Origin of the sequence: Methylophilus rhizosphaerae, from assembly GCF_900100975.1 — a bacterium.
GTDB classification, from domain to species: domain Bacteria; phylum Pseudomonadota; class Gammaproteobacteria; order Burkholderiales; family Methylophilaceae; genus Methylophilus; species Methylophilus rhizosphaerae.
The window spans coordinates 480091-506921 of the sequence record NZ_FNFX01000003.1 but is presented as its reverse complement, the minus strand read 5'-3'; the positions used below and the strand labels follow the sequence as shown (position 1 = coordinate 506921).

31 protein-coding genes are annotated in these 26831 nt (G+C 52.0%); 6 read left to right on the top strand and 25 right to left on the bottom strand.

Annotated features, from left to right (window positions below; translation table 11 throughout):
- Positions 1 to 167: 167 nt before the first annotated feature.
- Positions 168 to 947 (bottom strand): tRNA threonylcarbamoyladenosine dehydratase, encoded by a 780-nt coding sequence (locus BLP53_RS09370; protein WP_091471874.1) that lies wholly within the window; start codon positions 945 to 947, stop codon positions 168 to 170.
- 109 nt (positions 948 to 1056) lie between these two features.
- Here BLP53_RS09370 and BLP53_RS09365 point away from each other — a divergent pair, with 109 nt between their 5' ends.
- On the top strand, positions 1057 to 1989 hold the full coding sequence (locus BLP53_RS09365; protein WP_091471873.1) for a 5'-nucleotidase: 933 nt from the start codon (positions 1057 to 1059) through the stop codon (positions 1987 to 1989).
- A gap of 10 nt (positions 1990 to 1999) precedes the next feature.
- Here BLP53_RS09365 and acpS read toward each other — a convergent pair whose 3' ends face one another.
- The 12 genes from acpS to rpoE form a co-directional block, all read right to left on the bottom strand.
- Complete coding sequence (gene acpS / locus BLP53_RS09360; RefSeq protein ID WP_091471872.1) at positions 2000 to 2386, bottom strand: holo-ACP synthase; 387 nt, start codon at positions 2384 to 2386, stop codon at positions 2000 to 2002.
- 54 nt (positions 2387 to 2440) lie between these two features.
- On the bottom strand, positions 2441 to 3169 hold the full coding sequence (pdxJ, locus tag BLP53_RS09355; RefSeq protein ID WP_091471871.1) for a pyridoxine 5'-phosphate synthase: 729 nt from the start codon (positions 3167 to 3169) through the stop codon (positions 2441 to 2443).
- A 223-nt stretch (positions 3170 to 3392) separates the two neighbouring features.
- Positions 3393 to 4145: a DNA repair protein RecO gene (recO, locus tag BLP53_RS09350; RefSeq protein ID WP_091471870.1), complete on the bottom strand. Its 753-nt coding sequence runs from the start codon at positions 4143 to 4145 to the stop codon at positions 3393 to 3395.
- A 27-nt stretch (positions 4146 to 4172) separates the two neighbouring features.
- Complete coding sequence (gene era, locus BLP53_RS09345; protein WP_091471869.1) at positions 4173 to 5075, bottom strand: GTPase Era; 903 nt, start codon at positions 5073 to 5075, stop codon at positions 4173 to 4175.
- The gene (gene rnc, locus BLP53_RS09340; protein WP_091471868.1) at positions 5072 to 5743 is read right to left on the bottom strand and encodes a ribonuclease III; all 672 of its coding nucleotides are present in this window, start codon (positions 5741 to 5743) and stop codon (positions 5072 to 5074) included. Before rnc ends, era begins: the two co-directional genes overlap by 4 nt.
- A 5-nt stretch (positions 5744 to 5748) precedes the next feature.
- Positions 5749 to 6114 (bottom strand): DUF4845 domain-containing protein, encoded by a 366-nt coding sequence (locus BLP53_RS09335; protein WP_091471867.1) that lies wholly within the window; start codon positions 6112 to 6114, stop codon positions 5749 to 5751.
- Positions 6115 to 6159: 45 nt separating this feature from the next.
- Positions 6160 to 6975 (bottom strand): signal peptidase I, encoded by an 816-nt coding sequence (gene lepB / locus BLP53_RS09330; protein WP_091471866.1) that lies wholly within the window; start codon positions 6973 to 6975, stop codon positions 6160 to 6162.
- Positions 6976 to 7009: 34 nt separating this feature from the next.
- On the bottom strand, positions 7010 to 8803 hold the full coding sequence (lepA, locus tag BLP53_RS09325; RefSeq protein WP_091471865.1) for a translation elongation factor 4: 1794 nt from the start codon (positions 8801 to 8803) through the stop codon (positions 7010 to 7012).
- 138 nt (positions 8804 to 8941) lie between these two features.
- Positions 8942 to 10372, bottom strand: a complete 1431-nt coding sequence (locus BLP53_RS09320; RefSeq protein ID WP_091471864.1) for a DegQ family serine endoprotease — start codon at positions 10370 to 10372, stop codon at positions 8942 to 8944.
- A 198-nt stretch (positions 10373 to 10570) separates the two neighbouring features.
- Complete coding sequence (locus BLP53_RS09315; RefSeq protein ID WP_091471863.1) at positions 10571 to 11524, bottom strand: MucB/RseB C-terminal domain-containing protein; 954 nt, start codon at positions 11522 to 11524, stop codon at positions 10571 to 10573.
- A gap of 19 nt (positions 11525 to 11543) precedes the next feature.
- Positions 11544 to 12017, bottom strand: coding sequence for a sigma-E factor negative regulatory protein (locus tag BLP53_RS09310; protein WP_091471862.1), 474 nt, complete (start codon positions 12015 to 12017; stop codon positions 11544 to 11546).
- 94 nt (positions 12018 to 12111) lie between these two features.
- Positions 12112 to 12741: an RNA polymerase sigma factor RpoE gene (gene rpoE, locus BLP53_RS09305; RefSeq protein ID WP_091471861.1), complete on the bottom strand. Its 630-nt coding sequence runs from the start codon at positions 12739 to 12741 to the stop codon at positions 12112 to 12114.
- A 210-nt stretch (positions 12742 to 12951) separates the two neighbouring features.
- Here rpoE and nadB point away from each other — a divergent pair, with 210 nt between their 5' ends.
- From nadB to BLP53_RS09290, 3 genes are all read left to right on the top strand, one after another.
- A complete protein-coding gene (gene nadB, locus BLP53_RS09300) occupies positions 12952 to 14562 on the top strand; it encodes an L-aspartate oxidase (RefSeq protein ID WP_091471860.1) in 1611 nt (536 codons plus the stop codon).
- A gap of 8 nt (positions 14563 to 14570) precedes the next feature.
- Positions 14571 to 15044: a thermonuclease family protein gene (locus BLP53_RS09295; RefSeq protein WP_091471859.1), complete on the top strand. Its 474-nt coding sequence runs from the start codon at positions 14571 to 14573 to the stop codon at positions 15042 to 15044.
- Positions 15045 to 15106: 62 nt separating this feature from the next.
- Positions 15107 to 15586: an FKBP-type peptidyl-prolyl cis-trans isomerase gene (locus tag BLP53_RS09290; protein ID WP_176755244.1), complete on the top strand. Its 480-nt coding sequence runs from the start codon at positions 15107 to 15109 to the stop codon at positions 15584 to 15586.
- Between the two features lie 2 nt (positions 15587 to 15588).
- Here the strand turns inward: BLP53_RS09290 and BLP53_RS09285 are convergent, their stop codons facing one another.
- From BLP53_RS09285 to ybeY, 7 genes are all read right to left on the bottom strand, one after another.
- Positions 15589 to 16242, bottom strand: coding sequence for an ATP-binding cassette domain-containing protein (locus BLP53_RS09285; RefSeq protein ID WP_091471857.1), 654 nt, complete (start codon positions 16240 to 16242; stop codon positions 15589 to 15591).
- Positions 16242 to 16931: a molybdate ABC transporter permease subunit gene (gene modB, locus BLP53_RS09280; RefSeq protein WP_091471856.1), complete on the bottom strand. Its 690-nt coding sequence runs from the start codon at positions 16929 to 16931 to the stop codon at positions 16242 to 16244. The genes BLP53_RS09285 and modB overlap by 1 nt, the downstream gene beginning before the upstream one ends.
- A gap of 31 nt (positions 16932 to 16962) precedes the next feature.
- Complete coding sequence (modA, locus tag BLP53_RS09275; protein WP_091471855.1) at positions 16963 to 17712, bottom strand: molybdate ABC transporter substrate-binding protein; 750 nt, start codon at positions 17710 to 17712, stop codon at positions 16963 to 16965.
- A 118-nt stretch (positions 17713 to 17830) separates the two neighbouring features.
- A complete protein-coding gene (locus tag BLP53_RS09270) occupies positions 17831 to 18193 on the bottom strand; it encodes a winged helix-turn-helix domain-containing protein (protein ID WP_425412903.1) in 363 nt (120 codons plus the stop codon).
- On the bottom strand, positions 18186 to 18734 hold the full coding sequence (gene scpB / locus BLP53_RS09265) for an SMC-Scp complex subunit ScpB (protein ID WP_091471853.1): 549 nt from the start codon (positions 18732 to 18734) through the stop codon (positions 18186 to 18188). The genes BLP53_RS09270 and scpB overlap by 8 nt, the downstream gene beginning before the upstream one ends.
- A gap of 11 nt (positions 18735 to 18745) precedes the next feature.
- Positions 18746 to 19531, bottom strand: coding sequence for a segregation and condensation protein A (locus tag BLP53_RS09260; RefSeq protein ID WP_091471852.1), 786 nt, complete (start codon positions 19529 to 19531; stop codon positions 18746 to 18748).
- Positions 19532 to 19568: 37 nt separating this feature from the next.
- Positions 19569 to 20003 carry an rRNA maturation RNase YbeY gene (gene ybeY, locus BLP53_RS09255; RefSeq protein WP_091471851.1) on the bottom strand — a complete coding sequence of 145 codons (435 nt, stop codon included), beginning with the start codon at positions 20001 to 20003 and terminating at the stop codon, positions 19569 to 19571.
- A 64-nt stretch (positions 20004 to 20067) separates the two neighbouring features.
- Here ybeY and tpiA point away from each other — a divergent pair, with 64 nt between their 5' ends.
- Entirely contained in the window at positions 20068 to 20850 is a 783-nt protein-coding gene (gene tpiA / locus BLP53_RS09250; protein WP_091471850.1) for a triose-phosphate isomerase, read from the top strand.
- Between the two features lie 77 nt (positions 20851 to 20927).
- On the opposite strand, the gene BLP53_RS09245 is transcribed toward tpiA, so the two are convergent.
- The 4 genes from BLP53_RS09245 to phoR all read right to left on the bottom strand — a co-directional run bounded on the left by BLP53_RS09245 (position 20928) and on the right by phoR (position 24568).
- A complete protein-coding gene (locus tag BLP53_RS09245; protein WP_091471849.1) occupies positions 20928 to 21149 on the bottom strand; it encodes a hypothetical protein in 222 nt (73 codons plus the stop codon).
- 203 nt (positions 21150 to 21352) lie between these two features.
- A complete protein-coding gene (locus BLP53_RS09240) occupies positions 21353 to 22516 on the bottom strand; it encodes a cupin domain-containing protein (RefSeq protein WP_091471848.1) in 1164 nt (387 codons plus the stop codon).
- A gap of 16 nt (positions 22517 to 22532) precedes the next feature.
- Positions 22533 to 23243: a hypothetical protein gene (locus BLP53_RS09235; protein ID WP_245652763.1), complete on the bottom strand. Its 711-nt coding sequence runs from the start codon at positions 23241 to 23243 to the stop codon at positions 22533 to 22535.
- Positions 23244 to 23269: 26 nt separating this feature from the next.
- Entirely contained in the window at positions 23270 to 24568 is a 1299-nt protein-coding gene (phoR, locus tag BLP53_RS09230) for a phosphate regulon sensor histidine kinase PhoR (RefSeq protein ID WP_091471943.1), read from the bottom strand.
- A 315-nt stretch (positions 24569 to 24883) separates the two neighbouring features.
- Here phoR and BLP53_RS09225 point away from each other — a divergent pair, with 315 nt between their 5' ends.
- Positions 24884 to 25576 (top strand): SDR family oxidoreductase, encoded by a 693-nt coding sequence (locus BLP53_RS09225; protein WP_091471846.1) that lies wholly within the window; start codon positions 24884 to 24886, stop codon positions 25574 to 25576.
- A gap of 19 nt (positions 25577 to 25595) precedes the next feature.
- On the opposite strand, the gene BLP53_RS09220 is transcribed toward BLP53_RS09225, so the two are convergent.
- Positions 25596 to 26759, bottom strand: a complete 1164-nt coding sequence (locus tag BLP53_RS09220) for a GNAT family N-acetyltransferase (RefSeq protein WP_091471845.1) — start codon at positions 26757 to 26759, stop codon at positions 25596 to 25598.
- Between the last annotated feature and the right edge of the window lie 72 nt (positions 26760 to 26831).

The window sequence follows — 26831 nt, the reverse complement described above, 5'->3', positions numbered from 1 at the left end:
GATTCAAACGCATCAGCACAGGCTGAAAATACCCGCATTTAATCCTGAACCCTCAGTTTACATGCAATGTCTGTGCCTGTTTTCTACTAGACGTTGTAACGGCAGGATTGTTCAACAATCTTGTGACACGCAGACGTCAGTATGATGTCAGCATGCATAATGAAAGATCAGCGGGGAAGCAGCAGTTGTTGCAGGGCATGCTGGGCAGCAATAAAACCAAAACTGGCAGTGACGCAAATACTGGAGCCATAACCGGCACAATGCAGACCGGTCAGGCCGGCATCCGTGTCACACGCTTCCACCGGTTTTTCCACTGGCTCATCGGAATACACCGCAGTGATACCAAATTTAGCCGACTTTTTCACATCACTGGCTTTGGGAAACCCATGATCGCGTCGCAACTGGTTGCGGATTTTTGCCAGCATGCGGTCGCCGTGTACCTGCGCCAGGTCTGCCAGGCGGATACGTGTGGCATCCAGCTTGCCACCCGCACTTCCCACTATGACCAGCGGTAACCCTTGTTGTTTGCACCAGGCCGCCAATGCGATTTTTGCCTTGGTGTCATCCATGCAATCCACCACAATATCGGGTCTCACCTGCAAGATGGCCGCCATATTGTCAGCGGTGATAAAGTCCTCGACTTCCACCACCCGGCATAGCGGGTTAATCTGCGCAATGCGCTCATGCATCGCCGTCACCTTGGCTTTGCCGATATTCTTATCCAGCGCATGAATCTGCCGGTTGATATTGGATTCGGCAATATTGTCCAGATCCACCAGGGTTAACTGCCCGACCGCATTACGTGCAAGCGCTTCCACCGTCCAGGAACCAACCCCACCAATGCCGATCACCAGCACATGGGCATTTTGTAACCATGCCAGCCCCTGCTCACCATACAAACGGCGCACACCGGAAAAACGACGTTCAATATCAATCTCTGTTGTCATGCCTGGGAATATATCAAAATTTGGTTGATTTAAAAGCAACATGGAAAGTTCTGCGTAAATGAATAGTGGAAAGCGTCAAAACACTCATCACATAAGGTAGCATAGCCGAATGCAATCAAAACAAACCCAACCGCTCGTTGTTGCCATCTCATCGCGTGCCCTGTTTGACCTGACAGACAGCCATAACGTGTATGAAGAGCAAGGCGTAGAAGCCTATCACCAATACCAGATCGCCAATGAAGAAACGCCTTTGGCACCCGGTATTGCTTATAACCTGGTCAAAAAACTGCTCAACCTTAACGACCAGCGTGCTGAACCGTTAGTGCAGGTGATTCTGCTTTCCCGTAATAGCGCGGATACCGGTTTGCGTGTATTTAACGCCATCCAGCATCATGGCCTGGAAATCAGCCGTGCAGCGTTTACCCAAGGCCGCAGCACCCAACCGTATGCCAGTGCATTTGGCGCACACCTGTTTTTATCGGCAGATGCTGATGACGTAACACAGGCCCTGAACGAAGGCATTGCAGCCGCGACTATCCTGCCCTCCACGGTTTCGGCAAATAGCGGGGGCGACCTGCGCATTGCATTTGACGGAGATGCGGTTTTATTTTCAGACGAAGCCGAACGTATCTACCAGGAACAAGGCCTGGATGCGTTCACGCAAAACGAAATCGCAGCGGCGAAAACGCCATTAACCGGTGGCCCATTTAAACCTTTCCTGGAAATGCTGCATCTGATTCAATCGCAGTTCACCGCTGAAACCTCTCCCATCCGCACCGCCTTAGTGACAGCGCGCGGCGCACCCGCACACGAACGTGCGATCAGGACATTACGTGCCTGGAATATTCGGATTGATGAGGCAATCTTCCTGGGTGGCCTGGAAAAAGGTCCTTTCCTGAAAGCATTTGCAGCGGATATCTTCTTCGACGATCAGCGCAAGCATTGTGAGTCAGCCAGGCAGCATGTTGCAACCGGACATGTGCCAAGCGGCATCAAGAATGTTGAATCAGCAAACTCAAGGAAGACAGATATTAAAACTTAAATTGACTGCATCAAGTCGCAGCCGTTTCCAGCACCACATAAGCCAGCGCAAGATTTTTCTCATCACTGATGCTGATATGCGACTGGTGGATATGATGCTGTTTGAGAAAGGCCTGCAAGGTGGGAGCCAATTGCAGCAAGGGGCGGCCCAAGGCGTCGTGCGTGACAGTGATGTTCTGGAAGCTGACCTCACCGCGGATACCTGTGCCTATGGCTTTGGCAAAAGCTTCCTTGGCAGCAAAGCGCTTGGCCAGAAAACGCGCCTTTAGCTGGCTGGCCTGGTAATCCGCCCACTCGGCTTCTGCCAGAATACGCTTGGCAAATGGTTCGCCAAACTGATCCAGTGAAGACTGGATGCGTTCGACTTCTACAATATCCGTACCTATGCCGTAAATCATGTCATCACCTCGTAAAAAGCCTGCCTGCTGCCGTGATTATGCATGTTCAATCGGTTACTTCGGTGAAAACTCTTTCATCAGGGCTTTCATTTCACGCACTGCATTATCCCAGCCGACAAACAAGGCATGTGCCACAATCGCATGGCCGATATTCAACTCTTCAAATCCCGGCAAGCGTGCAATATGATGCACATTGTGATAATGCAAGCCATGGCCGGCATTCACTACCAGCCCGGCAGTTTCAGCGTGTTTAAGCGCAGTCTGGATACGGCTTAATTCTTCTGCCTGCGCCTTTTCAGTTCCGGCATCGGCAAACGTGCCGGTGTGGATTTCAATCACGGGTGCGCCAATCTTTGCCGCAGCATCAATCTGTGCCAGGTCCGGCGCAATAAACAGTGAAACGCGTATGCCTTGGTCAGACAGCTTTTTCACGGCATGTTCCACTTTTGCATATTGTGCCAGCACATCCAGGCCACCTTCGGTGGTACGCTCCTCGCGGCGCTCTGGTACCAGGCACACATCCTGTGGCTTGACCTGGATTGCGATATCCAGCATCTCGTCTGTAACGGCACATTCCAGGTTCATCTTGGTTTGCAGCAGAGGTCGCAAGGCAAAAATATCCGCATCCTGCATATGGCGGCGATCTTCTCGCAAATGCAAGGTAATGCTGTCCGCACCGGACTGCTCGGCACGCAAGGCGGCTTGCACTACGCTGGGGTATTTGGTGCCACGCGCCTGGCGGATAGTGGCGACATGGTCGATATTGACACCGAGTTTTAGCATAGTGGTCTCTTAAGGTTTAAGGCAGCATTTTAACTGTTGGTGAGGGTAATCGAAACTTATAGAGCAAAAAATAGAAACCTTATTAAGGTTTTTGGTAGGGATATACAGGTAAATGAAATATTTGTGCTTTGCTGGATCGATTTGTTTCACCTCTCGGCGAAACAAATCGCCACATCAAAACACAAACACCCACACAAAAAAGATCGTCCTTAATCACTCAGACTTAAAACCCTTGCAAATCCACCAACAACTGTCTTGTATGCAACGGCTTCTCCCCAAGATAATGCTGCAACAAATACCGCATCAGCTGCTTGCTCTGGGCCTGAGTGGTGACGTTCGAATAATTCCCGCGCGCCATATCCAGCAGGGAGCCACCCTGAATCAACACACCATTTTTGGTGGCTGATGGCGCACAGGCGCCGTAATCCGCTTCAAACCTATAGGTCTCATCCGCATGGATGATTTCCCCATTTTCATCATGGTTCAATGGCACGGCATAACCAAGCTCCTGCAACATTTTCAACTCGAACCGGCGCATGATTTCCGCCAACTGCCCGCTGGCTGGCACATGTTGCAAGGAAGAAAGCAGTTGTATTGTTTGAGCGTAATATTCGAACAGTTGCACATGTGCATCATCACGTGGCAACAGGCGCAATAGCAGCTCATTCATGTAAAACCCGCACATCAGGGCATCGCCCCTGAGCAATGTCAGGCCGGTCATCCACTCCAGGCCATGCAGAGTTTTCAATTCGTTTTTACCAGACCATGTACCGGCCAGTTGCTGAAAAGACTGCAGCATGCCACGCATGGCAGAAAGTGGTCTGCGTGCGCCTTTGGCGACTGCCGCAATCCGGCCCAGGTCGCGGCTGAACATCTCAACCACCAGGCTGGTTTCTTTAAAGGGATAAGTGTGTAGGATAAAAACCGGCTGCTGGGATTGCTTGTGGCTACCGGAATCGGAAGAACTTACTGCCATGATAATGCCAGTAGCGAATCAGCCTTGCTATAAGCCTAGACTTTTCAAGGCACGCGCATCATCTGCCCAGCCACCTTTTACCTTGACCCAGGTTTCCAGGTAGACTTTGGAGCCAAACAGTTTTTCCATATCCTGCCTGGCTTCGGTGGAGATTTGTTTGAGCTTTTCGCCGCCCTTGCCAATGATCATCGGTTTCTGGCTATCCTTGTCGACAATAATCGCGGCAAAGATACGGCGCAGGTTTTTCACGGTTTCAAATTTTTCAATTTCTACCGCAACGGAATAAGGCACTTCATCGCCCAGCAGGCGGAAGACTTTTTCACGCACCAGCTCAGCCGCCAGGAAACGCTCGTTTTTGTCGGTGAGTTCATCTTCCTCATAGATGGCGGCCTGCTCAGGCAAATGCTCGCGAGTAGCTTGCAGCAGCTCTTCCAGATTGAGGTTTTTCTTGGCGCTGACCGGAATAATGCCGGCAAAGTCGAACAGGAGGTCAAAGTCCTGGATCAGCGGCAACAGGTTGCCTTTATCCCCCATCAAATCCGCTTTGTTGACCACCAGTAGCACCGGTTTGTTTTTGGGCAGCATTTTGAGTACCAGTTCATCGGCCTCACCCAGCTTCATAGGCTCAATCACAAACAGCACCACATCGACTTCGCTCAAGACCTGCGTCACGGTTCTATTGAGCGTCTTATTCAGGGCGTTGATGTGTTTCTGCTGGAAACCTGGCGTATCCACAAACAGGAATTGCGTATCTTCCGTGGTATGTATGCCCAGCAGGCGATAACGTGTGGTCTGTGCCTTGCGTGAAGTGATGGCTAACTTCATGCCCAGGATATGGTTGAGCAAGGTGGATTTACCGACATTGGGGCGGCCGACAATGGCGACTGTACCACAGCGGAAACCGTCAGGAGATTGCGTTTGTTCTGTCATGATTGAATTTTTTCCATAGCGAGCTGGGCTGCTTGCTGTTCTGCCACCCGGCGGCTGGTGCCGACACCGGTGGTGCTCAGTTTGAGTTTTTTGATCAGGCATTGCACGGTAAAGGTTTGCGCATGCGCTTCACCTTCTATCGTTACCACCTGGTATTCGGGCAAATCCATTTTTTTGCTTTGCAGGTATTCCTGCAATTGCGACTTGGCATCTTTATCAATGACTTTCGGGTCTATCGAAGTCAAGGTTTCACGGTAAAGCAGAGCCACCACTTTTTCGGCGGCGCCAAAGCCACCATCCAGGTAAACGGCACCGACAATCGCTTCCAGCGCATCCGCCAGGATGGACGGGCGACGCCAGCCAGCACTTTTCAGTTCGCCTTCCCCCAGTTTGAGTGCGTCACCCAGATGCAGGCTGGTAGATATTTCTGCTAGGCTGGCTTCCTTGACCAGTTTGGCGCGCAGGCGGCTGAGATCGCCTTCAGGCAAGTCAGGGAATAGATTAAACAGCTGGTGGGCAATGATGAAATTGAGAACGCTATCGCCCAGGAACTCCAGGCGTTCATTGTTGGTACCAGAGAAGCTGCGGTGCGTCAGGGCCTGCTGCAACAGCTCGGGTCGCGTGAAGCTGTAGCCAATACGGGTCTGTAAAACGGGAAGTACGCTCATCTCACCTACTGCACGGGTTTGCTGGTTGCGTCAAAATCAATCAGCAGGCTGATGGATTCTGTCAGCGGTATGCGTTTCTGATAGCGGACAGCAATCACGCCGCTGGCAATATCGAGGTCACGCCCGCTCACCTCCGTAATCATGTCAACGCGCATCTGGCGGTCAAATGCGGCGCGGATATCACTATCGCTCTGCGGTACCGGCTCATGCGCAAGGCGATTGACCGTAGACTGGATGGAGAAGTATTCCATATAGGAGGGAAATGCCTTTAATGCCACCATGCCCAAAATACCGGCCACGGTAAGCACCAATAGAAACCCAAGCAAACCGAGCCCATGTTGTGCATGTGCTGAAATCTTTGCATGTTTCATCTGCTTCTCCTCACAAATACGCGGCGACCAATATGGCGAACCTCGTTAACCGATACTTTGCCCGATACGACGCCACTGGTCAAAGTTAAACCAGATAAAGAATGCCCGTCCAACCAGGTGCTTTTCGGAAACAAAGCCCCAGACGCGGCTATCCGAGCTGTTATCACGGTTATCGCCCATGGCAAAGAAATGACCGGCAGGCACGGTCACCGTTTCACCTTGCATCAGGCGGTAACCCGGGCTGCCCGGCATGTACTGGTTCATGATGTCGTGGATCAATACATCATGTTTGACGTCGCCCAGTTGCTCGCTCAGGCGGGAAGCCGTCACATCCACCTCGCGCGCACTGCCGCTGTCGTCGTTCACATTCAGCGCATATTTGTACGGTGCTATGAAATCCAGGTTGATGACTTTGTCGTTGATGGTGAGCTGTTTGTCTCGGTACTGGATCTGGTCACCCGGTAGCCCGATCACCCGCTTGATATAGTCGATTGAAGGATCAGGCGGATAGTGGAACACAAATACATCGCCACGTTTTGGCTCGCCCACCGGGTAAAATACATTATTCAGGATGGGTACACGCAGGCCATAAGTGAATTTGTTGACCAGGATATAATCACCGGCCAGCAACGTCGGCATCATGGAGCCGGAAGGAATTTTAAACGGCTCAACAATAAACGAGCGCACCACAAACACCAGCAGGATGACCGGGAAAAAGCTTTTGCTGTATTCCACATACCACGGATCGGGAACATCGCCCAGAGCGCCCGCCTGGCGTTGCTTGCGCAATATCAGAATATCCAGCAGCCAGATGATGCCGGACACCAGCAAAATCACCAACATAAAAATTGCAAAGTACATGCTTGTTTCCTAGTAAAGAGCCGGTGCCCGTTTTTTATTTGTCTTCAACACGCAAAATCGCCAGGAAGGCTTCCTGTGGAATCTCCACGTTACCCACCTGCTTCATACGCTTTTTACCTTCTTTTTGTTTTTCCAGCAACTTGCGCTTACGCGTGATATCCCCCCCATAGCATTTGGCAATGACGTTTTTACGCATGGCTTTGACAGTCTCACGTGCAATGATATTGGCACCAATCGAGGCCTGGATAGCAATATCAAACATTTGCCGAGGAATTAACTCACGCATTTTAGACACCAGTTCACGTCCGCGATAAATGCTATTGGCACGGTGCACAATCAGGCTTAATGCATCGACACGCTCGCCGTTAACCATAATGTCCAGCTTGACCAGGTCAGCCGCACGGAATTCCAAGAACTCGTAGTCCATGGACGCATAACCGCGCGAGACTGATTTCAATTTATCAAAGAAGTCCAGCACCACCTCATTCAACGGCATCTCGTAGCTCAACATGACCTGGCGGCCCATGTATTGCATATTGCGCTGGATACCACGCTTGTTATTACATAAGGTCATCACCGGACCCACATAGTCTTGTGGCATCAGCAAATTCACCACAATCATAGGCTCACGAATTTCCTCAACCCGTGAAGGCTCGGGTAAGCGTGACGGGTTTTCGATTTGTACCACTTCACCACTTCTGAGCAGCAACTCATAAATAACAGTAGGCGCTGTGGTGATCAGATCCATGTCGTACTCGCGCTCCAGGCGCTCTTGTACGATTTCCATATGCAGCAAACCCAGGAAGCCACAACGGAAGCCAAAACCCAGTGCCGTCGAGTTTTCCGGCTCGAACTGCAAGCTGGAGTCATTCAATCTCAGCTTTTCCAACGCAGTACGCAAGGATTCGAACTGGTTGGACTCTACCGGATACAATCCGGCAAACACCTGCGGCTTTACTTCTTTAAAGCCAGGCAAAGGCGCTGCGGCAGGTTTACCTGCCAGCGTCACCGTATCCCCCACTTTAGCCGCTGCCAACTCTTTAATACCGGCAATAATAAAGCCCACCTCACCTGCGCCCAACTGTGGTCGCTGCAATGATTTGGGCGTAAACACCCCTACTTGCTCACACAAATATTCAGCACCGGTCGCCATCAGGCGGATCTTTTCTTTGGCTTTCAACGCGCCATCCACCACGCGCACCAGCATGACCACGCCAACATAGTTGTCAAACCAGGCGTCGATCACCAGGGCTTTCAACGGCGCATCAATATCGCCCACCGGCGGCGGCACTTTAGCCACTACCTCTTCCAGCACGTCACGCACACCTTCACCGGTTTTGGCGGAGCAGCGCACAGCATCAGTCGCATCAACGCCAATCACATCTTCAATTTCCTGTGATACGCGCGCCGGGTCGGCAGAAGGCAAGTCTATCTTGTTCAGCACCGGCGTGACTTCCACGCCCAAGTCAATGGCGGTATAACAATTGGCGACACTTTGTGCCTCCACGCCTTGCGAAGCATCCACTACTAGCAACGCGCCTTCACAGGCCGAGAGCGAGCGGCTCACTTCATAACTGAAGTCGACGTGCCCAGGGGTGTCAATCAGGTTGAGGTAGTAAGTTTCACCGTTATTGGCTTTGTATTGCAGGGCAGCCGTTTGCGCTTTAATGGTAATGCCGCGTTCACGCTCGATATCCATACTATCCAGCACTTGCGCTTCCATTTCGCGATCTGCCAGGCCACCGCACATTTGGATAATGCGGTCAGCCAGTGTCGATTTGCCATGATCAATGTGGGCAATAATCGAGAAATTACGAATATTTTTCATGTGTCGCCAAGCGTTATTTACAAGCAAGAAAGGCGCCGGAAGCGCCTTTCAAATTTTCTGGCATTTTACAGCAAATGCCTGTTTATCAGGGATTTATTTTAACGCCGGCAAAATGCACCGGCATAAGAAAGCGCCTGGTTACTTGGCCACCTTGATGGGGACATACAAGGTATTTTCGCCGCGCTGTACCAGTACCGCGACCGTTTTGCCTGCAGGCACCGCATTGATCTGTTTGTTGAACAGGTCAACACTTTGGCTTTCGCTGTTATTCAAGCCCAGGATCACGTCACCACGACGAATACCAGCCTGTGCGGCTGCGCCGCTGCTTTCAACCACCAGCAAACCGTTCTTGCCATTCAGCTTTTTCTTCTGCTGTGGGGTCAGTTCACGCAGGAGCAAGCCAATTTTATTGGCTTCAGGCTTGGCAGATTCTTTGCTGCCTGTTTGCGCTTCAGCCTGCTCTGTCGGCATCTCGCCGATGGTCAACTGCAAGGTTTTGCCGTTTCCTTTACGGATAATCTCGACCGGTACGGTCTTGCCTGGCTTGGTAGCGGCGACGACTCGTGGCAAATCGCTGGAAGTGTTAATTGCCTTGCCATCGAATTTCAGAATAATATCGCCCGCTTCCAGACCGCCTTTATCCGCCGGGCTGTTTTTTTCGACGCCCGCAATCAGGGCACCGCTGGTTTGCTTCAGGCCGAAGGAGTCTGCCAGGTCTTTGGTCACTTCCTGGATACCGATACCCAGCCAGCCGCGGGAGATACGCCCGGTGGCTTTCAGCTGGTTGGAAATATCAATGGCGACATCAATCGGGATGCTGAATGACAAGCCCATGGAACCGCCACTCTTGCTGTAAATCTGCGAGTTGATACCAACCACTTCACCGCGCAGGTTAAACAATGGGCCACCTGAGTTACCCGGGTTAATCGCCACATCGGTCTGGATAAACGGCACATAATTTTCCTGCGGCAGCGCGCGGCCCTTGGCACTCACAATCCCGGCGGTCATGGTGTTTTCCAGGCCGAAAGGTGAACCAATCGCAGCCACCCACTCCCCGACTTTCAGCGTATTCGGATCGCCCACTACCACTTTGGGCAAGCCAGTGGCTTCAATTTTGATCAAGGCCACATCGGTACGTTTGTCGACACCAATGATTTTCGCCTTGAATTCGCGCTTGTCATACAGTTTGACCAGCACTTCATCCGCTTCATTGACCACGTGTGCATTGGTCAGAATATAGCCATCACTGCTGATGATAAAGCCGGAGCCCAGTGACTGGCTTTTGTAATCCTGCCCGCCATCCTGGCCACCTTCCTGTCCTGGCATTCCCGGCATGCCAGGAATACCGAAGCGGCGCAGGAATTCTTGCAGGTTTTCGTCATTCGGCATTCCGGGGAACCCTACGCTACCGCCATGCACAACCGAAGTGATGCTGATATTCACCACTGCCGGCCCCTGTTTTTCCGCCAGTTCGGTAAAGTCCGGCAAATCCTTGGCCTGTATCATTGTGGCCGGCATGAACGTCACTGCGCATGCCAGCAATACACCAGAAATCCACTGTTTCATCATAATTATTCCTATTATTTCAATTAACCACTGTTAAATAACTACCTAACTCTTTCGCTGATGCATGTTCCACACACTCCTTGCACATGGTGACGCGTGCCTGAAAAACAAGGGGCTAGTGAGATCACCGAAGCCGTCTGCCGGAGGAAATTGGATGATACATCAGATAAAAATGCGTGAAAGCGCCGTTGCAATGACGGATTATTTTTTAAAACTGACCTGTTGTGCAATCTGCTCCACGGTTTGCGCAGGCACTTCACCGACCACCACCAGTTGATAGCCGTTTAGTACATTGGCATAAACGTTGGTTGATCCCATGGTCTTTTTCCCTACACGCGGTTGCATGCCTTTGATTACCGGCTCCACAAACAGTGAAACAGATGCCAGGCCGTCCGAGAAAATCACCTGTTCCACGGGTGCTGTCCTGCCTGGCACACGCAACCGGATCTGGTCTATTTTTTTATACCCGGCAGGCAAATTTGGTACGATCAAATTATCATCCACATGGGTCAGGTCAGTGGTATCGTCCATGACATACGGTTTACTGGCGTCAATTTTGGGCTGGAACCAGTCCAGATTCCTGGTTTGCAGCAGGGATACCTGATTAAAGCCGATTTGCTCCAGCGTATGGCCCTGCATATCCATCATGCTCATTTTCAGCAGTAACCCATATTCGCTATCAGACCAGACGCGGTACTGGTAACGAAGGTTATCGTTTGGAATCATATCGATCACCTGGGCTGGGCGACCAGCAATACGCGCCTGACCGACAAATTTTAATGTGTAATTTTGTTTAAGGGAGGATAACTGGGTAGGCAGCATGGCCGGGAACAGATTCTGGCCACGGCGCTTTTCAATCACAATCTTGTCATTTTTTGCATTAAAAATAACAATATCGTCGCCTTCGCTGAAGACTTCACGCGGACGGCCATCAAGGACAACATTGCGCGTAAATTCGCGACCGTTTTCATAGATATGCGTAATTTGTACTGAACGAATAATCGCACCGTTATGGTAAACGAACAGACCCTGGTAATTGAGCTCCCTGGCGGCGGCGGCCGTTTTCTGCATGGTGTCCCATAAACTCTCGTCAGCCATGACCTGCTGGCTGGCCGCGAGCGCAACTAAGGTACCAATAACAAACCGCAATGACATACCGGACAACAGGGTGCGCTTATTCGCCAGCGTTAAAAGCTACGTCCTGGATATAGTAAGTCGCACTATTCGGCGCATAGTTATGATGCGCGACTACATACTGGTCGGTCTCGCTATCATTATCTGCGATCTGCGCAGCCGTATCGACAGCAACCGGCTGGTGTAATACAAACATGCCGACAAAGAATGCTGCCGCAATGGAAGCAGCAATGGACCAGGTATATTTACTGAATCGCGGGGAGGAAGAAACAACCTTCTGTGGGAAACTTGCTACGGATGGGGCAAAAATGACAGGCTCATCTTCAAGCCGGGCCATGACACGGCGGGTAAAATCGGACTGCGTCCAGCACTCATCCCGCATAACATCGCGAATGACATGATAGTCGCGCCACGCCTGTGCGACCTCTCCGGTAGACTTGGCCGCCAGAAACACATGTTCACAGCGTTCGACATCGGCCTCTCCGTCGATTAAAGCGGATAATTGCTGCTTCATAATAACCCCAAATTCACTAATGTTTTTATGTTAGCATCTAACAAATCAATTGTCATAAACACCTGAACATACCCAAACTGCATGACACCCACGTTTACCACCGCTTATGTTGTGGCGTGTCCAGTAACGGCCTCAACTTGGCTGCAATGGTTTCACGTGCCCGGAAAATACGTGAACGTACGGTTCCAATCGGACATTGCATGACCGTCGCAATATCTTCGTAGCTCAGTCCTTCCAGCTCACGCAGAGTAATTGCTGTACGCAGCTCCTCTGGCAAGGCGGCAATGGCATCATTTACCGTTTGGGCAATTTCCTTGGTCATGAGGGAGGTTTCCGGCGTCTCCAGTGTACGCATATCCTCACCCTCATCAAAATTTTCCACGTCTTCAATTTCGACGTCCTGCATTACCTGTGGCTTGCGGCCCATGGACACCAGGTAGTTTTTGGCTGTGTTGATGCCAATCCGGTACAGCCAAGTATAAAAGGCACTGTCACCACGGAAACTGTGCAAAGCCCGGTAAGCCTTGATAAAGGACTCCTGTACCACATCTTCCACTTCCGCCTGGTCGCGGATCATGCGTGACAGCAACCGCCCAAGCTTGCGATGATACTTTTCAACGAGTAATCCGAAGGCCCGTTTATCGCCCTGTTGGGCACGTTCAACCAGCATTTGATCGAACTCTTTATTCTCTTGCTGTTTGGCGTTGGGCGCCTGAACAGTCATATCGCGATGACTCCCTTGGGTAATTCTTTGATTGGGAGTAGTATACGCTTTTGTGTTGTTTTCGACGAACCCGGTGCGTGTTAACGCTTCTATATTTGCTGTGTGTAACATCGTCTCATCCCTTATTTTTGCCTGCGCTTGCAACACGCAATGCAGACAAGTGTCTGACCTGGTCTTTTCTGTAAAGTTCCATTCATTTCACAAATCCATATGAACAAAGTCTTTGATGTATTGATCATAGGCAGCGGCCTGGCCGGCCAATCACTGGCACTGCGACTGGCTGACGATTACCGGGTATGTATTCTCAGCAAACGCGAACTGTCCATGAGTGCCAGCAACTGGGCGCAAGGCGGCATTGCTGCCGTCGTCAATAGCGAAGACTCGCTGGAAGCCCATATCCAGGATACCCTGGTCGCGGGCGCAGGCCTCTGCGACAGTGAAGTCACCCGCATGGTCGTCACCAATGGCCGTGCGAGTATCGAGTGGTTATTACAGCAGGGCGTCAACTTTACCCGCGAAGCCGAAGACGACCGTTTGCATCTGACACGCGAAGGTGGCCATAGCCACCGGCGCGTGGTTCACGTAGCGGACGCCACCGGCCAGGCAGTACAGACCACGCTGACTGAACGCGTGCGTGAACACCCCAACATTACGATTCTTGAACACCATATTGCGGTAGACCTGATCACTACGCATAAATTATTCAAGCAAACCATGAGTGATGGCCCGAATCGTTGCCTGGGTGCATATGTACTCAACAACCAGACAGGCAAAGTGATCACGCTCTCATCGCAATACACCGTAATGGCGACGGGTGGCTCGGGTAAAGTCTACCTGTATACCACCAATCCGGACATCAGCACTGGCGATGGCATTGCCATGGCCTGGCGGGCAGGTTGCCGGGTAGCCAACCTGGAATTTGTGCAATTCCACCCGACCTGTTTATACCACCCACATGCCAAATCCTTCCTGATCTCGGAAGTATTGCGCGGCGAAGGCGGATTACTAAAACTGCCGGACGGCACCCGTTTCATGCCATGGCATGATGAAAGGGCTGAGTTGGCCCCGCGCGATGTGGTGGCCCGCGCGATTGACTTTGAAATGAAAAAACGCGGCCTGGATTGCGTCTACCTGGACATCAGCCACAAACCGCTTGCATTTATCCAGTCACACTTCCCCAACATTTACCAGCGCTGCCTGCAACTGGGCATAGACATCAGCAAACAGCCTATTCCGGTTGTTCCCGCTGCACACTACACCTGTGGCGGCGTGATGACGGATATGCAGGCACGCACAGATATTGACCGCCTGTATGCTATTGGCGAAACGGCTTGCACCGGCCTGCACGGTGCCAACCGGCTGGCCAGCAACTCCCTGCTCGAATGCCTGGCGTTCAGCAAAAGCTGCGCAGAAAATATCCGGGCCTCGGGCCAGCAACCGACGATTACCTTGCCAAACTGGGATGAAAGCCGCGTCACCGACGCCGATGAAGAAGTGCTGATTACCCACACCTGGGACGAGTTGCGCCGCTTCATGTGGAACTATGTCGGCATCGTACGCACGACCAAGCGGTTAAGCCGCGCCCTGCACCGCATCCATATGCTGCGCGACGAAGTACATGAGTTTTACAGCAACTTCAAAGTCAGTCACGACCTGATTGAACTGCGTAATTTATTGCAGGTGGCCGAACTGATTGTGCGCTCGGCCATTGAGCGCCACGAAAGCCGCGGCCTGCATTTCAGCAAGGATTATCCTGATTTGCTTGCAGAAGCCATCCCCACGGTACTGACACCGGAAAACTACACCAGCCTGCTGGATTAATGCACCCCATGTTCAAAGGGTGGCTGGTATTGCTACTGGGCATCACCAGTCTACGGGTGCATGGTGAGCCGATGTTGCAGGCAGTCCTGGATGGGGATACCGTAATCATCCGCGACCAGGCGCAAACATATCGCTTACGGCTCCTGGATATTGATGCGCCGGAATTGCAGCAGGCCTATGGCAAACAGGCAAAGCGCAGCCTGGCCGCGCTTTGCAACGGCCCGGTGACAGTGCAGCCAAGCGGCAAAGATCTTTACGGACGTACCCTCGGTCATCTGTTCTGCAACAATACGGATGCCAGCCAGTACCAAATTGCACAAGGTATGGCCTGGTTCAGCAGCCGCTACTCAACACGTGCGGAATTAGCGTCCCTGCAACAACAGGCCCAGCAACAAGGACGGGGACTGTGGCAGCAGGCCAACCCGCTACCACCCTGGGTTTGGCGCAAGCGCTATGGCCAACATTATCAACAGCGAGAATGACACCATCCTGTCAATATCCTTTAGAATAACGATTTATCACCGAATAATTTAGGACATTTCACATGCAAGTAGCAATGAATACCGTGGTCAGCATGACCTATAAACTGCAAAACAGCGATGGCGACATTCTGGAAGAAAGCCAGCAGCCTGTTGCTTATCTGCATGGCGGTTACGACAATATTTTCCCCAAAGTGGAAGAGGCCATGCATGGCAAGAATGTTGGCGACCTGGTAGAAGTCAGCCTGGATCCGGAAGATGCCTTTGGCGAGTATGATGACGCGCTGGTACAGATTGAACCGGCAAGCGCTTTCCCAACCAAAGATCTGAAAGTTGGCATGCAGTTTGAAGGTGAAGACGAAACGGGTGACGTCATCCTATACAGCATCACGGATATTGCCGATGGCAAAGTCGTGGTCGATGGCAATCACCCATGGGCCGGTCAACGCCTGCTGTTTACCGCCACCATTAAAGATGTACGTTCTGCCAACAAGGAAGAAATCGAGCACCAGCATGTACACGGTGCCGGCGGCCATCACCACTAAATTCAAATTGGCTGGCGCAACTGACCTTGCGCCAGTATCAACATCTCATCGGCAATTTCAGCCACCTCTTCCCGCACATGGCTGACATACAGGGTCGGCAAGCCAAACGTAGTCATCACTTTTTTGATGTAAGGCAATACCTGCTGTTTCAATGCCTCATCAAGGCCACTTAATGGCTCATCCATCAGCAACACGACGGGCTGGCTTAGCAATGCACGCCCAATGGCAACGCGCTGTTTTTCACCGCCGGACAACTGGCCGGGCCTACGCCTGGCTAAATGGCCGATTTCCAATACAGCAATCACCTCTTCCAGTGAGATGCGGCCACCTGACGGCATACCATAAGCCAGATTTTGCAGGACACTCAAATGTGGAAACAAGCGCCCGTCCTGGAACACCATGCCTACATGGCGTTGCCAGGGCGGCCACTGTATGCCCCGTTCGGCGTCGAACCAGCATTGATGGCCACTGTGGATAGTTCCCGAGGCTGGCATTAACAATCCGCTGATAGTATGCAGCAAGGTTGTTTTGCCGGAACCGGAAGCACCCATGATGCCAAGGCAATGCCCTGGCCTTAACTCAAACCTGGCCTGTAATGCGAATGCCTCTGCATTGGCCGCATACGGTTGGCGTATCTGGATATCAACCTGCAACATTAGCGTTGACTCCTGATCAGTCGCCGCTCCAGCCATTGGCTGCCTAACAATGCCAATACAGACACCAGCACACTGAGAACCACCAGCCTGAGGGCTGCGGCATCTCCTTCGGGTGTTTGTGTCAGACTATAGATCGCCAGCGGCAAGGTCCGGGTTTCCCCTTCCAGATTACCCGCAAACGTAATGGTCGCACCAAACTCGCCCAGACTGCGGCTGAACGCCAGAATAGCGCCCGTCAGCAGTCCGTGATAAGACAAAGGCAGGGTAATCGTAAAAAATACTCTTACCGGGGAAGCGCCTAATGTCTGCGCCGCTTGCTCAAGTAAAGGGTCGACTTGATACAACGCTTGCCGGATTGCACGTACCATCAGCGGAAACGCCATCACTGCCGACGCAATCACTGCGCCCCACCAATGGAATGTCAGTTGAATATGAAACTGCTCATACAACCAGCGCCCTATCCAGCCCTTACGCCCCAGCAGCACCAACAACATATAGCCTAAAACCACAGGCGGCAGGACCATGGGCAAATGCACGAGCGCATCCAGCAATGCCTGGCCCCAGAATCGTTGCCTGGCCAGGATCCAGGCAACCATCATGGCCGGCAATAATAGTACGATGACGCAACATATAGCCACTTTCAGCGAAAGTAGCACAATCGTCCACTCGGCAGGCGACAAGGTCCACATAGTTGCGGTGACAGCAGTAATCGGCAGTGGATTATTCCAGCGGTTTGAACCCGTAGGAAATCAGTGCTTTTTTAGCCTCTGGCGATTGCAGGTAGTGGTAAAAAGCCATCGTGGCAGAAGATGCATTAGGTAGCAAGGCCATGGGATACACAATCGGCACATGGCTGTTTTCCGGGAACTCGCCAGCCACATTTACTTTACCGGAAGCTTGCGCATCACTGGCGTACACAATCCCCACGTCACACTCATCCCGCTCCACCAGATTAAGGGCAGCGCGTACGTCCTGCGTACTGACCAGCCGGTTCTTGAGCTTATCCCACCAGCCTAAACTGGTCAGCGATTGTTTGGCATAAATACCCACGGGCACAGACAAAGTATCGCCTGTGCACCAGTAGCCAGGTACTTGCTGGTTCACATCGGTAGATGCTTCAGCCTTGATCGTCAATGGCTTGGCTGGTGGCGTGATCATGACCAGGCGGTTACCCAGCCAGGATTTGACGGTGGCGTTTTGCACCAGGTGCTTGTCTTTCAGATACTGCATCCATTTTTCATCGGCAGAAATGAAGAGGTCTCCCGGTGCGCCTTGCTCCAGTTGTTTCGCCAGGGTGCCGGAACCACCGTAAACAGGCACCACCTGCACGCCCGCCTGCTGGCTGTATTGCCTGGCCAGTATATTCATGACATCGGTCAGGCTGGCTGCGGCAAACACTTTGACTTTCCCTTCTTCTGCCTGCGCCCATACGCTGACCAAACACAAGCAAAGCAAAGCCCATTTCTTCATGATTTCGATCCCTGATATTGTTTATTTGCCAACCACTGGCGCGCTGCATTACACATGCAGCAATTTCGGTCATGCTACCATCGTTATACCCATTCACGCATGACGATGGCTAAAAAAATCAGTTTTTTTTCAAATGCCGTGTAATCAGGTGTAACTCATTAGCCGCTGCCTGCGCCGACTTCTCCAGAATCTGCTGGTAGGCGGCGATCAATGCCTGCCCAAACTCGGTCACTTGGGCGCCACCGCCATGCGTCCCGCCAGCGGTACTGACCACCACCGCCTGGTCAAAACAGCGATTCATGACATCGACCAGCTCCCAGGCGCGGCGGTAGGACATTTTCATTTGCTTGGCTGCTGCCGAGATGGAGCCATGCCGCGCAATCATCTGCAATAGCTCGATTTTTCCGGGTCCCAATGCAGTATCGCCCGCATGATTAATCCTGATTCTCAGCAAGGAGGGAGGCATGGCGGTTTTACTCAAGCGGGATCTCACTCTGGGCAAATGCTTCAAACGGCGGCAACTCCGCCAGTGAGCGCAGATTCAAATCATCCAGGAAATGTTTGGTCGTGGCATATAAGGAAGGCCGTCCCGGCACTTCACGTTGCCCGACCACGTCAATCCAGTCACGCTCCTGTAATTGACGGATCACGTTAGGATTGACGGCCACGCCGCGAATCTGCTCAATATCGCCACGCGTCACCGGCTGGCGGTAGGCAATAATCGCCAGCGTTTCCATCACTGCCCGTGAATATTTCGGCTGGCGTTCCGGATTCAGGCGGGAAATATATCCACTGTATTCCGGCTTGGCCTGGAAGCGATAGCCGCTCGCCACCTGTACCAGGTCCAGTGTTTTATCCAGCCAATCCGCTTTCAGTTCATCCAGCAACATGCGTAAGGTCGCACGTTCCATGCGTCCGGCAAACAGTTTGAGCAAGTCATCCAGTGACAATGGTTGCGGCGTGGTCAGCAATGCCGCTTCCAGAATGCGCTTCATTTCCTGGATATTGTCCGGTTCATGCATACCGCTTTGCCTTAATGACTGGAGTTCGCTTGCACATAAATGACGCCAAAGGCTTCCTGCTGGGTAATACGGATCAAGCCTTCTTTTGCCAGTTCCAGTATCGCCAGGAAGTTCACCACCAGCTTGGGAATGCTTTCCATTGCAACATCAAATAACTCGTCAAAGCGTAGCACCGGCGTGGTACTTAGCCGCCGCAATAACAGGCTCATATGTTCACGTACCGACAACTCTGCCCGGCCAAGCTTATGGTGCTGGTTGAGTTTGGCGCGCTTGAGGACATTGCGCCAGGCATCCACCAGGTCATCCAGGCTGACCTCGGGCGGCTTGACCTGGCTGATATGCTGGTAATACGCGGCAGCCACATCAATCTCGTCACCCACTTTAGGCATGGCATCCAGCCGTTGCGCCGCCAGCTTGATCGCTTCATATTCCATCAGGCGCCTCACCAGCTCGGCGCGCGGGTCTTCCTCTTCCTCCACTTCGACCGGCTTGGGCAGCAGCATGCGCGATTTGATTTCTATCAGCATGGCTGACATCAATAAATATTCCGCTGCCAGCTCCAGTTTGATGGCTTTCATTTTTTCTACATAGGCCATGTACTGCAGGGTCAGTTGCGCCATGGGAATATCCAGGATATCCAGGTTATGTTTGCGTATCAGATACAGCAATAAATCCAGCGGGCCCTCGAACGTTTCCAGGTACACTTCCAATGCATCTGGTGGAATATACAAATCCTGCGGCAGCTCGGAGAGCGGCTCACCTTTGATTTTGACCTGACTGTTTGCCAAGATGTCCATGGGAGGATTGTAGCGGGTTGCGCTGCCGGATTAAAGCTTATCCGGCATAAGGGTTGGCAAAACCCAGTTTCTGCATGACTGCAATTTCCATGGCCTCCATCAATTCGGCCTGTGCCTCCACTTCATGATCGTAGCCGTGCAAATGCAGTACGCCATGCACGGTCATATGTGCGTAATGTGCCAGCAATGGCTTGCCTTGCTCAATGGCCTCCCGGGCCACCACCGGTGCGCAAATTACGATATCGCCCATCAGATACGGCTCTTCAGTGAGCGGGAAAGTCAGCACATTGGTCGCATAATCCCTGCCGCGATACGCCCCATTCAATGCCCGCCCCTCTTCCGCATCGACAATGCGGATGGTCAGGCTGGTATCCACCCGTAGCGCGGCACGCACCCAGCGCCTGAAGGTAGCCGCAGCGGGAACATCCGTTACCTGTGAAACCAGTTGCAGGGAAAAATCAAGTTGCGGCATGTGGTCAAGTTTTCCGAAAAATATCCGTCATTATAAGAATAAAACCTGTTAAGGAAACCGTGGGATGTTAGATCGCCCGAAACTGGTGGTGGCCAACCGCAAAATGCACGGCAACCTGCCGGATAACCGTCAATTCATGCAAAGCTTGTTGCAGCAAACGCAGCAGCATAGTGCCCGCTATGCGATTTGCCCACCACATCCCTATCTCTATCAGGCACAGCAGCTTCTGCAAAACAGCCACATTGCCTGGGGCGGCCAGAACATGAGCCGCTTTGAACACGGTGCATATACCGGTTCAGTCTCACCGCTGATGCTGAAAGAATTTGGCTGTACCTATGTGATTATCGGCCACTCGGAACGCAGGCAGCGTGGTCATGAAAATGATGAAACCTGCGGTGAACGCTTTGAGGCCGCGTTAAAAGCCGGGTTAACACCTATTCTGTGTATCGGTGAAACACTGGAGGAATATGAGCGTGGAGAAACTGACCTGGTGGTGGTACGCCAGTTAAATCCGGTGATTGCACACGTAGGTATCCAAGCATTATCCCAGGGCGTCATTGCCTATGAACCAGTCTGGGCCATAGGCACGGGTAAAGCGGCAACACCGCAACATGCACAGGCCATCCTGTCATTTATCCGTGGGCATATCGGGTTGCTGAATGAGCAGGTATCAGAAAAGATTGGCTTGCTCTATGGCGGTAGCGTTAACCCCGGCAACGCCGCACAGCTCTTAGGCATGCCGGACGTCGATGGGGGCCTGATTGGCGGCGCATCGCTCGTCACCGAAGACTTTATTCGTATCTGCCAGATTGCCAATGCCTTAACTGAACTTAAAACCGCAGCCTGACTGTAAAAGCGTCCGACAATAAAAAAGCCGACTGCTGCCGGCTTTTCTACAACCAGGTAAAGATTACCTCTGCCTGATTATTTAGCTTCTTCAGCAGGTGCAGCTTCTGGAGCAGCTTCAGCAGGTGCAGCTTCAGCAGCAGGTGCTTCTTCAGCAGGAGCAGCTTCAGCAGCAGGAGCCTCGGCAGCTGGCGCTTCAGCAGCAGGAGCCTCAGCAGCAGGAGCTTCTTCAGCTGGTTTTTCACCACAAGCAGTCAAAGCCAAAGCCAACAATGCAGCCAACAATGCAGAACGTGTCATCTTTATTTCCTTAGTATGTATGAGCAAAAATTTGGGGACGGCATAATTCTGTATGTACGAGAACCCACCGTTGCAAAAATTGTATCAGTAATTGATTAAAAAAAGAATGTACACACAATCAAAAACAGAGGATTTTTTGCGTCAGAACAACAAGTCTTGCCTTTTTTGACAAAAACAGGCCGAAAATGGTTCGCTCACGCCGGTCAGGCCTTGTTTTCAGGGAAGTGTAAGTAGCCTAACAGGTACATCTCGCGTAACCAGGGCAGCAAACTCTGGGCACTGTCGGTTCGGCATAGTTGCGCACTCAATTCCCGACTGTTCGCCAGCACGTTCAGCAGGCACTCTCCTGCCACAGGAACGCTGACCTGCTCACCATTGATAAAATACTGTCCTTGCCAATGCAGTATTTGCGTCTGCAAATCAAGTGCCACGCCATGCTGCATCACCTGTTGTGTAAACTTCCCCTCTGCCAGTTTCCGGTTAGGGGTGAATACCACGTAGGGCTTGGGTTCAGTGAAATAACGTGCCAGGAACGGCCCAAGCTCTGCCGGCTGCCACGACAAGCGTTGCAACATGTCACTGACCCGGCTGACCATCCCTCCATCAATCGCCGCCGCATCCGTCACCGGATGTAAGTCAGGATCCTGATACAGTTCGTCAGGCATGCCATCCTGACGGCAGGTTTCCAGGAACTCTATCGCCAGCTCCCTCGCTGCTGGTGCACGAAAGCCTATCGAATACGTCATGCAGTCGTCATCTTCGGCAATTCCCCAATGCGCGACCTGAGGCGGCAGATACAGCATATCGCCAGGCTCCAGTACCCATTCCTGCTCACTGGCAAAATGCGAAAGTATGCGCAGAGGTGCATCTGGGATCAGGCGTAAATCAGCTTGCTGGCTGATACGCCAGCGCCGTTTGCCAGCCCCCTGCAACAGAAAAACATCATAACTGTCTACATGCGGACCGACACCACCACCGGCCGGCGCATAGCTGACCATCACATCATCCAGCCTGGCATTGGGAATAAAATTAAACTGGGCCAGCAATGCCTGTGCTTCCGGCAGGATATGATTAACTCCCTGCACCAGCAACGTCCAATGCCGTGCTGGCAACACAGCAAAATCTTCTTCATCAAACGGACCCTGGCTCACTTGCCAGCCCGCACCTTGCTGCGCACGCCCAGGATCAAACTGGATCAGCCGCGCAGGTACCTCTGTTTCGCAGGCCAGCCCGGCCAGCTCGTCAGGGTCGAGCAAGCCAGTAAATCCGGGCATGGCACCACGAATCAGTAATGGTTTTTTTTGCCAGTATTCCGCCATGAATTGTTGTGGCGTCAAACCGTTCAGTAAGGGTAAGGCATCTTGCATGGCAGGAATATAAAAGTTATCTGAATGGAAGGAAAGGCGCTGCGGTAATGCTTTGTGTTAAGCGGGAAATAAAACGCTGTGATTTTTCGGCCAGCGCCAGCGCCAGTAAATCCATACGGCCAATGATTTTGCTGAATTCACGTTCAAAACTCAGGTTCTGGCCATCGGCCTGCATGCTGTTGGTCAATAATAACGGCCCGCCATGCGTACTTTTGGCAGTACTGAGTTTCCAGACGGCAATTTCAATATTACGGGCCGCATTATACAAATTTTGCGGTTCTATGCTATCGGTCAGGAAAAAAGCGGATTTGTTCCCATGTGCACGGTACAGCATGGACTGCATACCGACAATCAGCGCCAGTACACGGTCGCCGCTGAATTGTGCATTCAGCGCCAGCTTGATGGCAGCAGTATCTTGCGCGCCTCCCAGCGCATCGAAATGCCACTGGTGCGTATCGGCCTGCTCAAACACATAGGTGGCAATCTGGTCCGGCGTGCCCAGCCCTGATTTATGTGCCTCGATCGGGTTTCGCTTGTAGAGTTTCAGCATGAGCAAACGCAAACTGGCGGCATTTTCAATATATTCAATATCGGTCAGCCGGTCCAAATCTGTCTTGACCAATTGATGCAAGGCATTGCGGTCCTGCCGCATCGGTAACGGCCGGCCATTGGGTGAATCAATATAGCCGCCCTCCGGCGTCGTACTGCAAGCGGCGAGCAATATCATGCTAACGATACTGCAGCCTATCCCTTTCATGCAGCAAGCACCCGCGAGGCCGGGAATACAATGCTGAACCGGCTACCCTTCCCTGATTCGCTTTCCACCTGCAAACCGGCCTGATGATGATGCAGGATATGCTTGACGATAGACAAGCCCAGCCCCGTTCCACCGGTATCGCGACTACGGCCGCTATCCACACGGTAGAACCGCTCCGTCAGCCTGGGCAAGTGCTGTGCCTCAATGCCGATACCGGTATCCTGCACGCTGAAAACCACCTCATCTCCCTGCCTCTGCCAGAAGATATCAATCTTCCCCTGTGGCGGCGTATAGCGCACCGCATTGCTGGTCAAATTACTCATGGCACTGAATAGTTCATTATAGCTACCGCGCAGGTTGGTCTCGGTATCCACATGCAATGCAATCGTGTGCTGCCCCTGGCTTAAGGCATTGGCATCCTTCAGCAACTGGTGCAGCAAGGGCTGCATGGTGATATCCATTTCGTCTTTCAGCGTGGCATTGCTCTCCAGCCGGGACAAGGTCAGCAAATCCTCAATAATGCGCCGCATCCGTGTGGTTTGTGCCTGCATCATGTCAAAATAGGGCTGGATATCTTCGGAAATTTCGCCCTGCATATCGCTGATGGTTTCCAGGAACCCCCCAATCACCGTCAATGGTGTACGCAGCTCATGCGACACATTGGCAATAAAATCACGACGCATGATGTCTGTTTTCTCAATGGCTGAAATATCGCGGCAAATCAGCAATCTCTGCTTGCTGGCAAACGGGATAATCTGCAACTCCAGTGTCATCTCCGGATTGCGCGGGGACTTGAGCTTGAGCGGCTCGCTATAATTTTCACTGTGCAGATAATCGACAAATTCGGCCTGGCGCAATAAATAATAAATAGGCTGGTTTTCGTCATGGTGACGCTTCAATCCCAATCGTTGCACGGCAGGCTCATTAAACCACTCAATCTCGTTCCTGTGATTAAGGACCACCACGCAATCAGGCAGGGCACTGGTCGCATGACGCAAACGCTCCAGTGTACTGCTTAACTGGCTCTGACTGCGCGAATGACGACGCATTTCATGGTACAGATTGGCAAAGATATCTTCCCAGACACCCTTACCGTTAGGAATAAAGTTGAGGCCGGGCTTTGAAGCCCACTGATATAACCGGTGAATCCAGTAAATATGGCCTGCCAGATAAGCCAGCAATCCACCAAAATAAACCAGCCCGGCAATCTCGGCATTGGTCACCCAACCGACGATCAGGCAGCAAAAAGACCACGAAACCAGTAACCAGAACGCCTTCCAACGAATATCTTGCACAGGCAATACTCAAAAACCAAGTTGCTGGGATTATACGACACATCCGTAACCTGTCCATGACAGGGCGATGAAGCGACTCTCACGATTGATCCTGCTGCGGAATCGCGCACTCCTGCATCCGTGCCTCCCCCTTACAAACTATTAAGTATGCCAGCCACGGACATGACCAAACATCACCAGCACTTCTCCGTGTTTTACCATCCTCCAGACAGGTAATGATGCCCATGAGATGAGTGGTTTACATATATAACAGGCAAAAGAAACCGCGTAGAATTCCTCAATATCCAAGACCGCAATATCCAAGGAGATGTACAGATGAGCTCTCAAACCATTTTGATTACCGGCGCAAACCGTGGCATTGGCCTGGAGTATGTCAAGCAGTATGCTGAACAGGGCCACACGGTGTATGCCACGGTGCGCGACTTGCAAAAAGCGGAGGCATTACAGGCCCTCGCCAGGCAACACCCGCATGTGCATCTTCTGCAGCTGGACGTGGCCGATGTTTCCGCCATCCACGCGCTTGCAGATCAATTTTCCACGCTCACGATTGATATCCTGATCAGTAATGCCGGTGTTTATCCACCTAGCCACTTTGGGGACACTGATGCGCAGGCCTGGCTGCATGCGTTTCAGGTCAATACATTAAGCACTTACTATCTGGCGGAAGCCTTTTTGCCGCATATGCAACGCGCAAAACAAGCCAGGCTGATTGCCATGACCAGTAAAATGGGCAGCATTACCGACAACGGTAGTGGCGGTGAATATATTTACCGTAGCAGCAAAACGGCACTCAATATGGTGGTTAAAAGCCTGGCCTTAGACTTGCGCAAATTCGACATTGCGGTCGCCATGCTACATCCAGGCTGGGTACGTACCGATATGGGCGGGCCGAATGGTTTAATCGACACCGAAACCAGCGTGGCCGGCTTACGTAAAGTGATTGATACGCTAACGATAGCGCAATCCGGCGAGTTTATTGCTTACGATGGGAAAAGGGTGCCCTGGTAACGGATCACCAGCAGATGCTTTACTCCGTAGTCCCTGCCGGATGTTTATAGGGACTACGCTCCTCCAGCTCATTGACATAATCCTGCATCACGCCTTCCTCCCTGGATAAAAAGCGCGCCACACTCTGGTGAAAATTTTCATCCGTCATCCAGTGGTAAGAACACGTTGCATAAGGCACAAATCCACGTGCCAGTTTATGCACGCCTTGTGCACCACCTTCAAAATAGCGAATGCCGCGAGCGATGCAAAATGCTTGCGGCTGGTAATAGCACAATTCAAAATGCAGGCAGGAAATATCCCGCAGGCTGCCCCAGTAGCGCCCATATAATGTATCCTGCCCTGAAATGCACAGGCTTGCCGCCACATCTTCGCCGTGCTGTGATGCAATAAATAATTGGATATGCGCCGGCATTTGTTGGACAACCTGTTCAAAAAATGCCTGTGGCAAATAAGGCTGGCTACCATGCCGGTGATAAGTGTCGCAATAACATTGATAAAACAAGGCAAGCTCTGCCGCCGTTATTTGCTGCCCGTCCACCACGCGGCAGGTTACTCCTTGCTGGCTGACTTTGTTACGTTCCTGGCGGATTTTCTTGCGCTTGTCGCGACTGAGCATGGACATAAAATCCTCCCAGTCGGCATAACGCTGGTTTTCCCAGCGAAACTGGACGCCATCACGCCGCAACCAGTTCTGCGCTGCGCAGAACCCGGCTGATGAGGTATCCGGAAATAAGATATGCGTTCCTGACAAGCCATGCTGCTGGCAAAGTGCCTGCATCTGCAACAACATGGCACTCGCTAATGGTGCAGGCTCAGGAAATTCGGGGTGTACCAGTAACCGCGCCCCGGGGACGGGTGAAAACGGAATAGCAACCACCAATTTGGGATAATAGTCACCCCCTGCCTGCTCGTAAGCGTCTGCCCACGACCAGTCAAAGACGTATTCGCCATAAGAATGTGTTTTAAGGTAACACGGCGCTGCCGCAACCAGTTGCTCACCATCAAATACGGTCAAATGGTAGGGGATCCAGCCCGTCTGCCGGTCAACCGCAGCAGCCGTTTCAAATGCATGCAGAAATGCATAATCCAACAAGGGATGGGAACCTGCCAGTGCCTGCCAGGCAACTGGGGAAATTTCATGCAGTCCCCGATGCCAGGTAAAAGAGAGGTGACTGAGGTCCATGCGCTGGTTAAATCAAGCTATCGGCCTGACTGTATCATTTGGGACTTGCATGCAAATTGCATGAAAAACAGG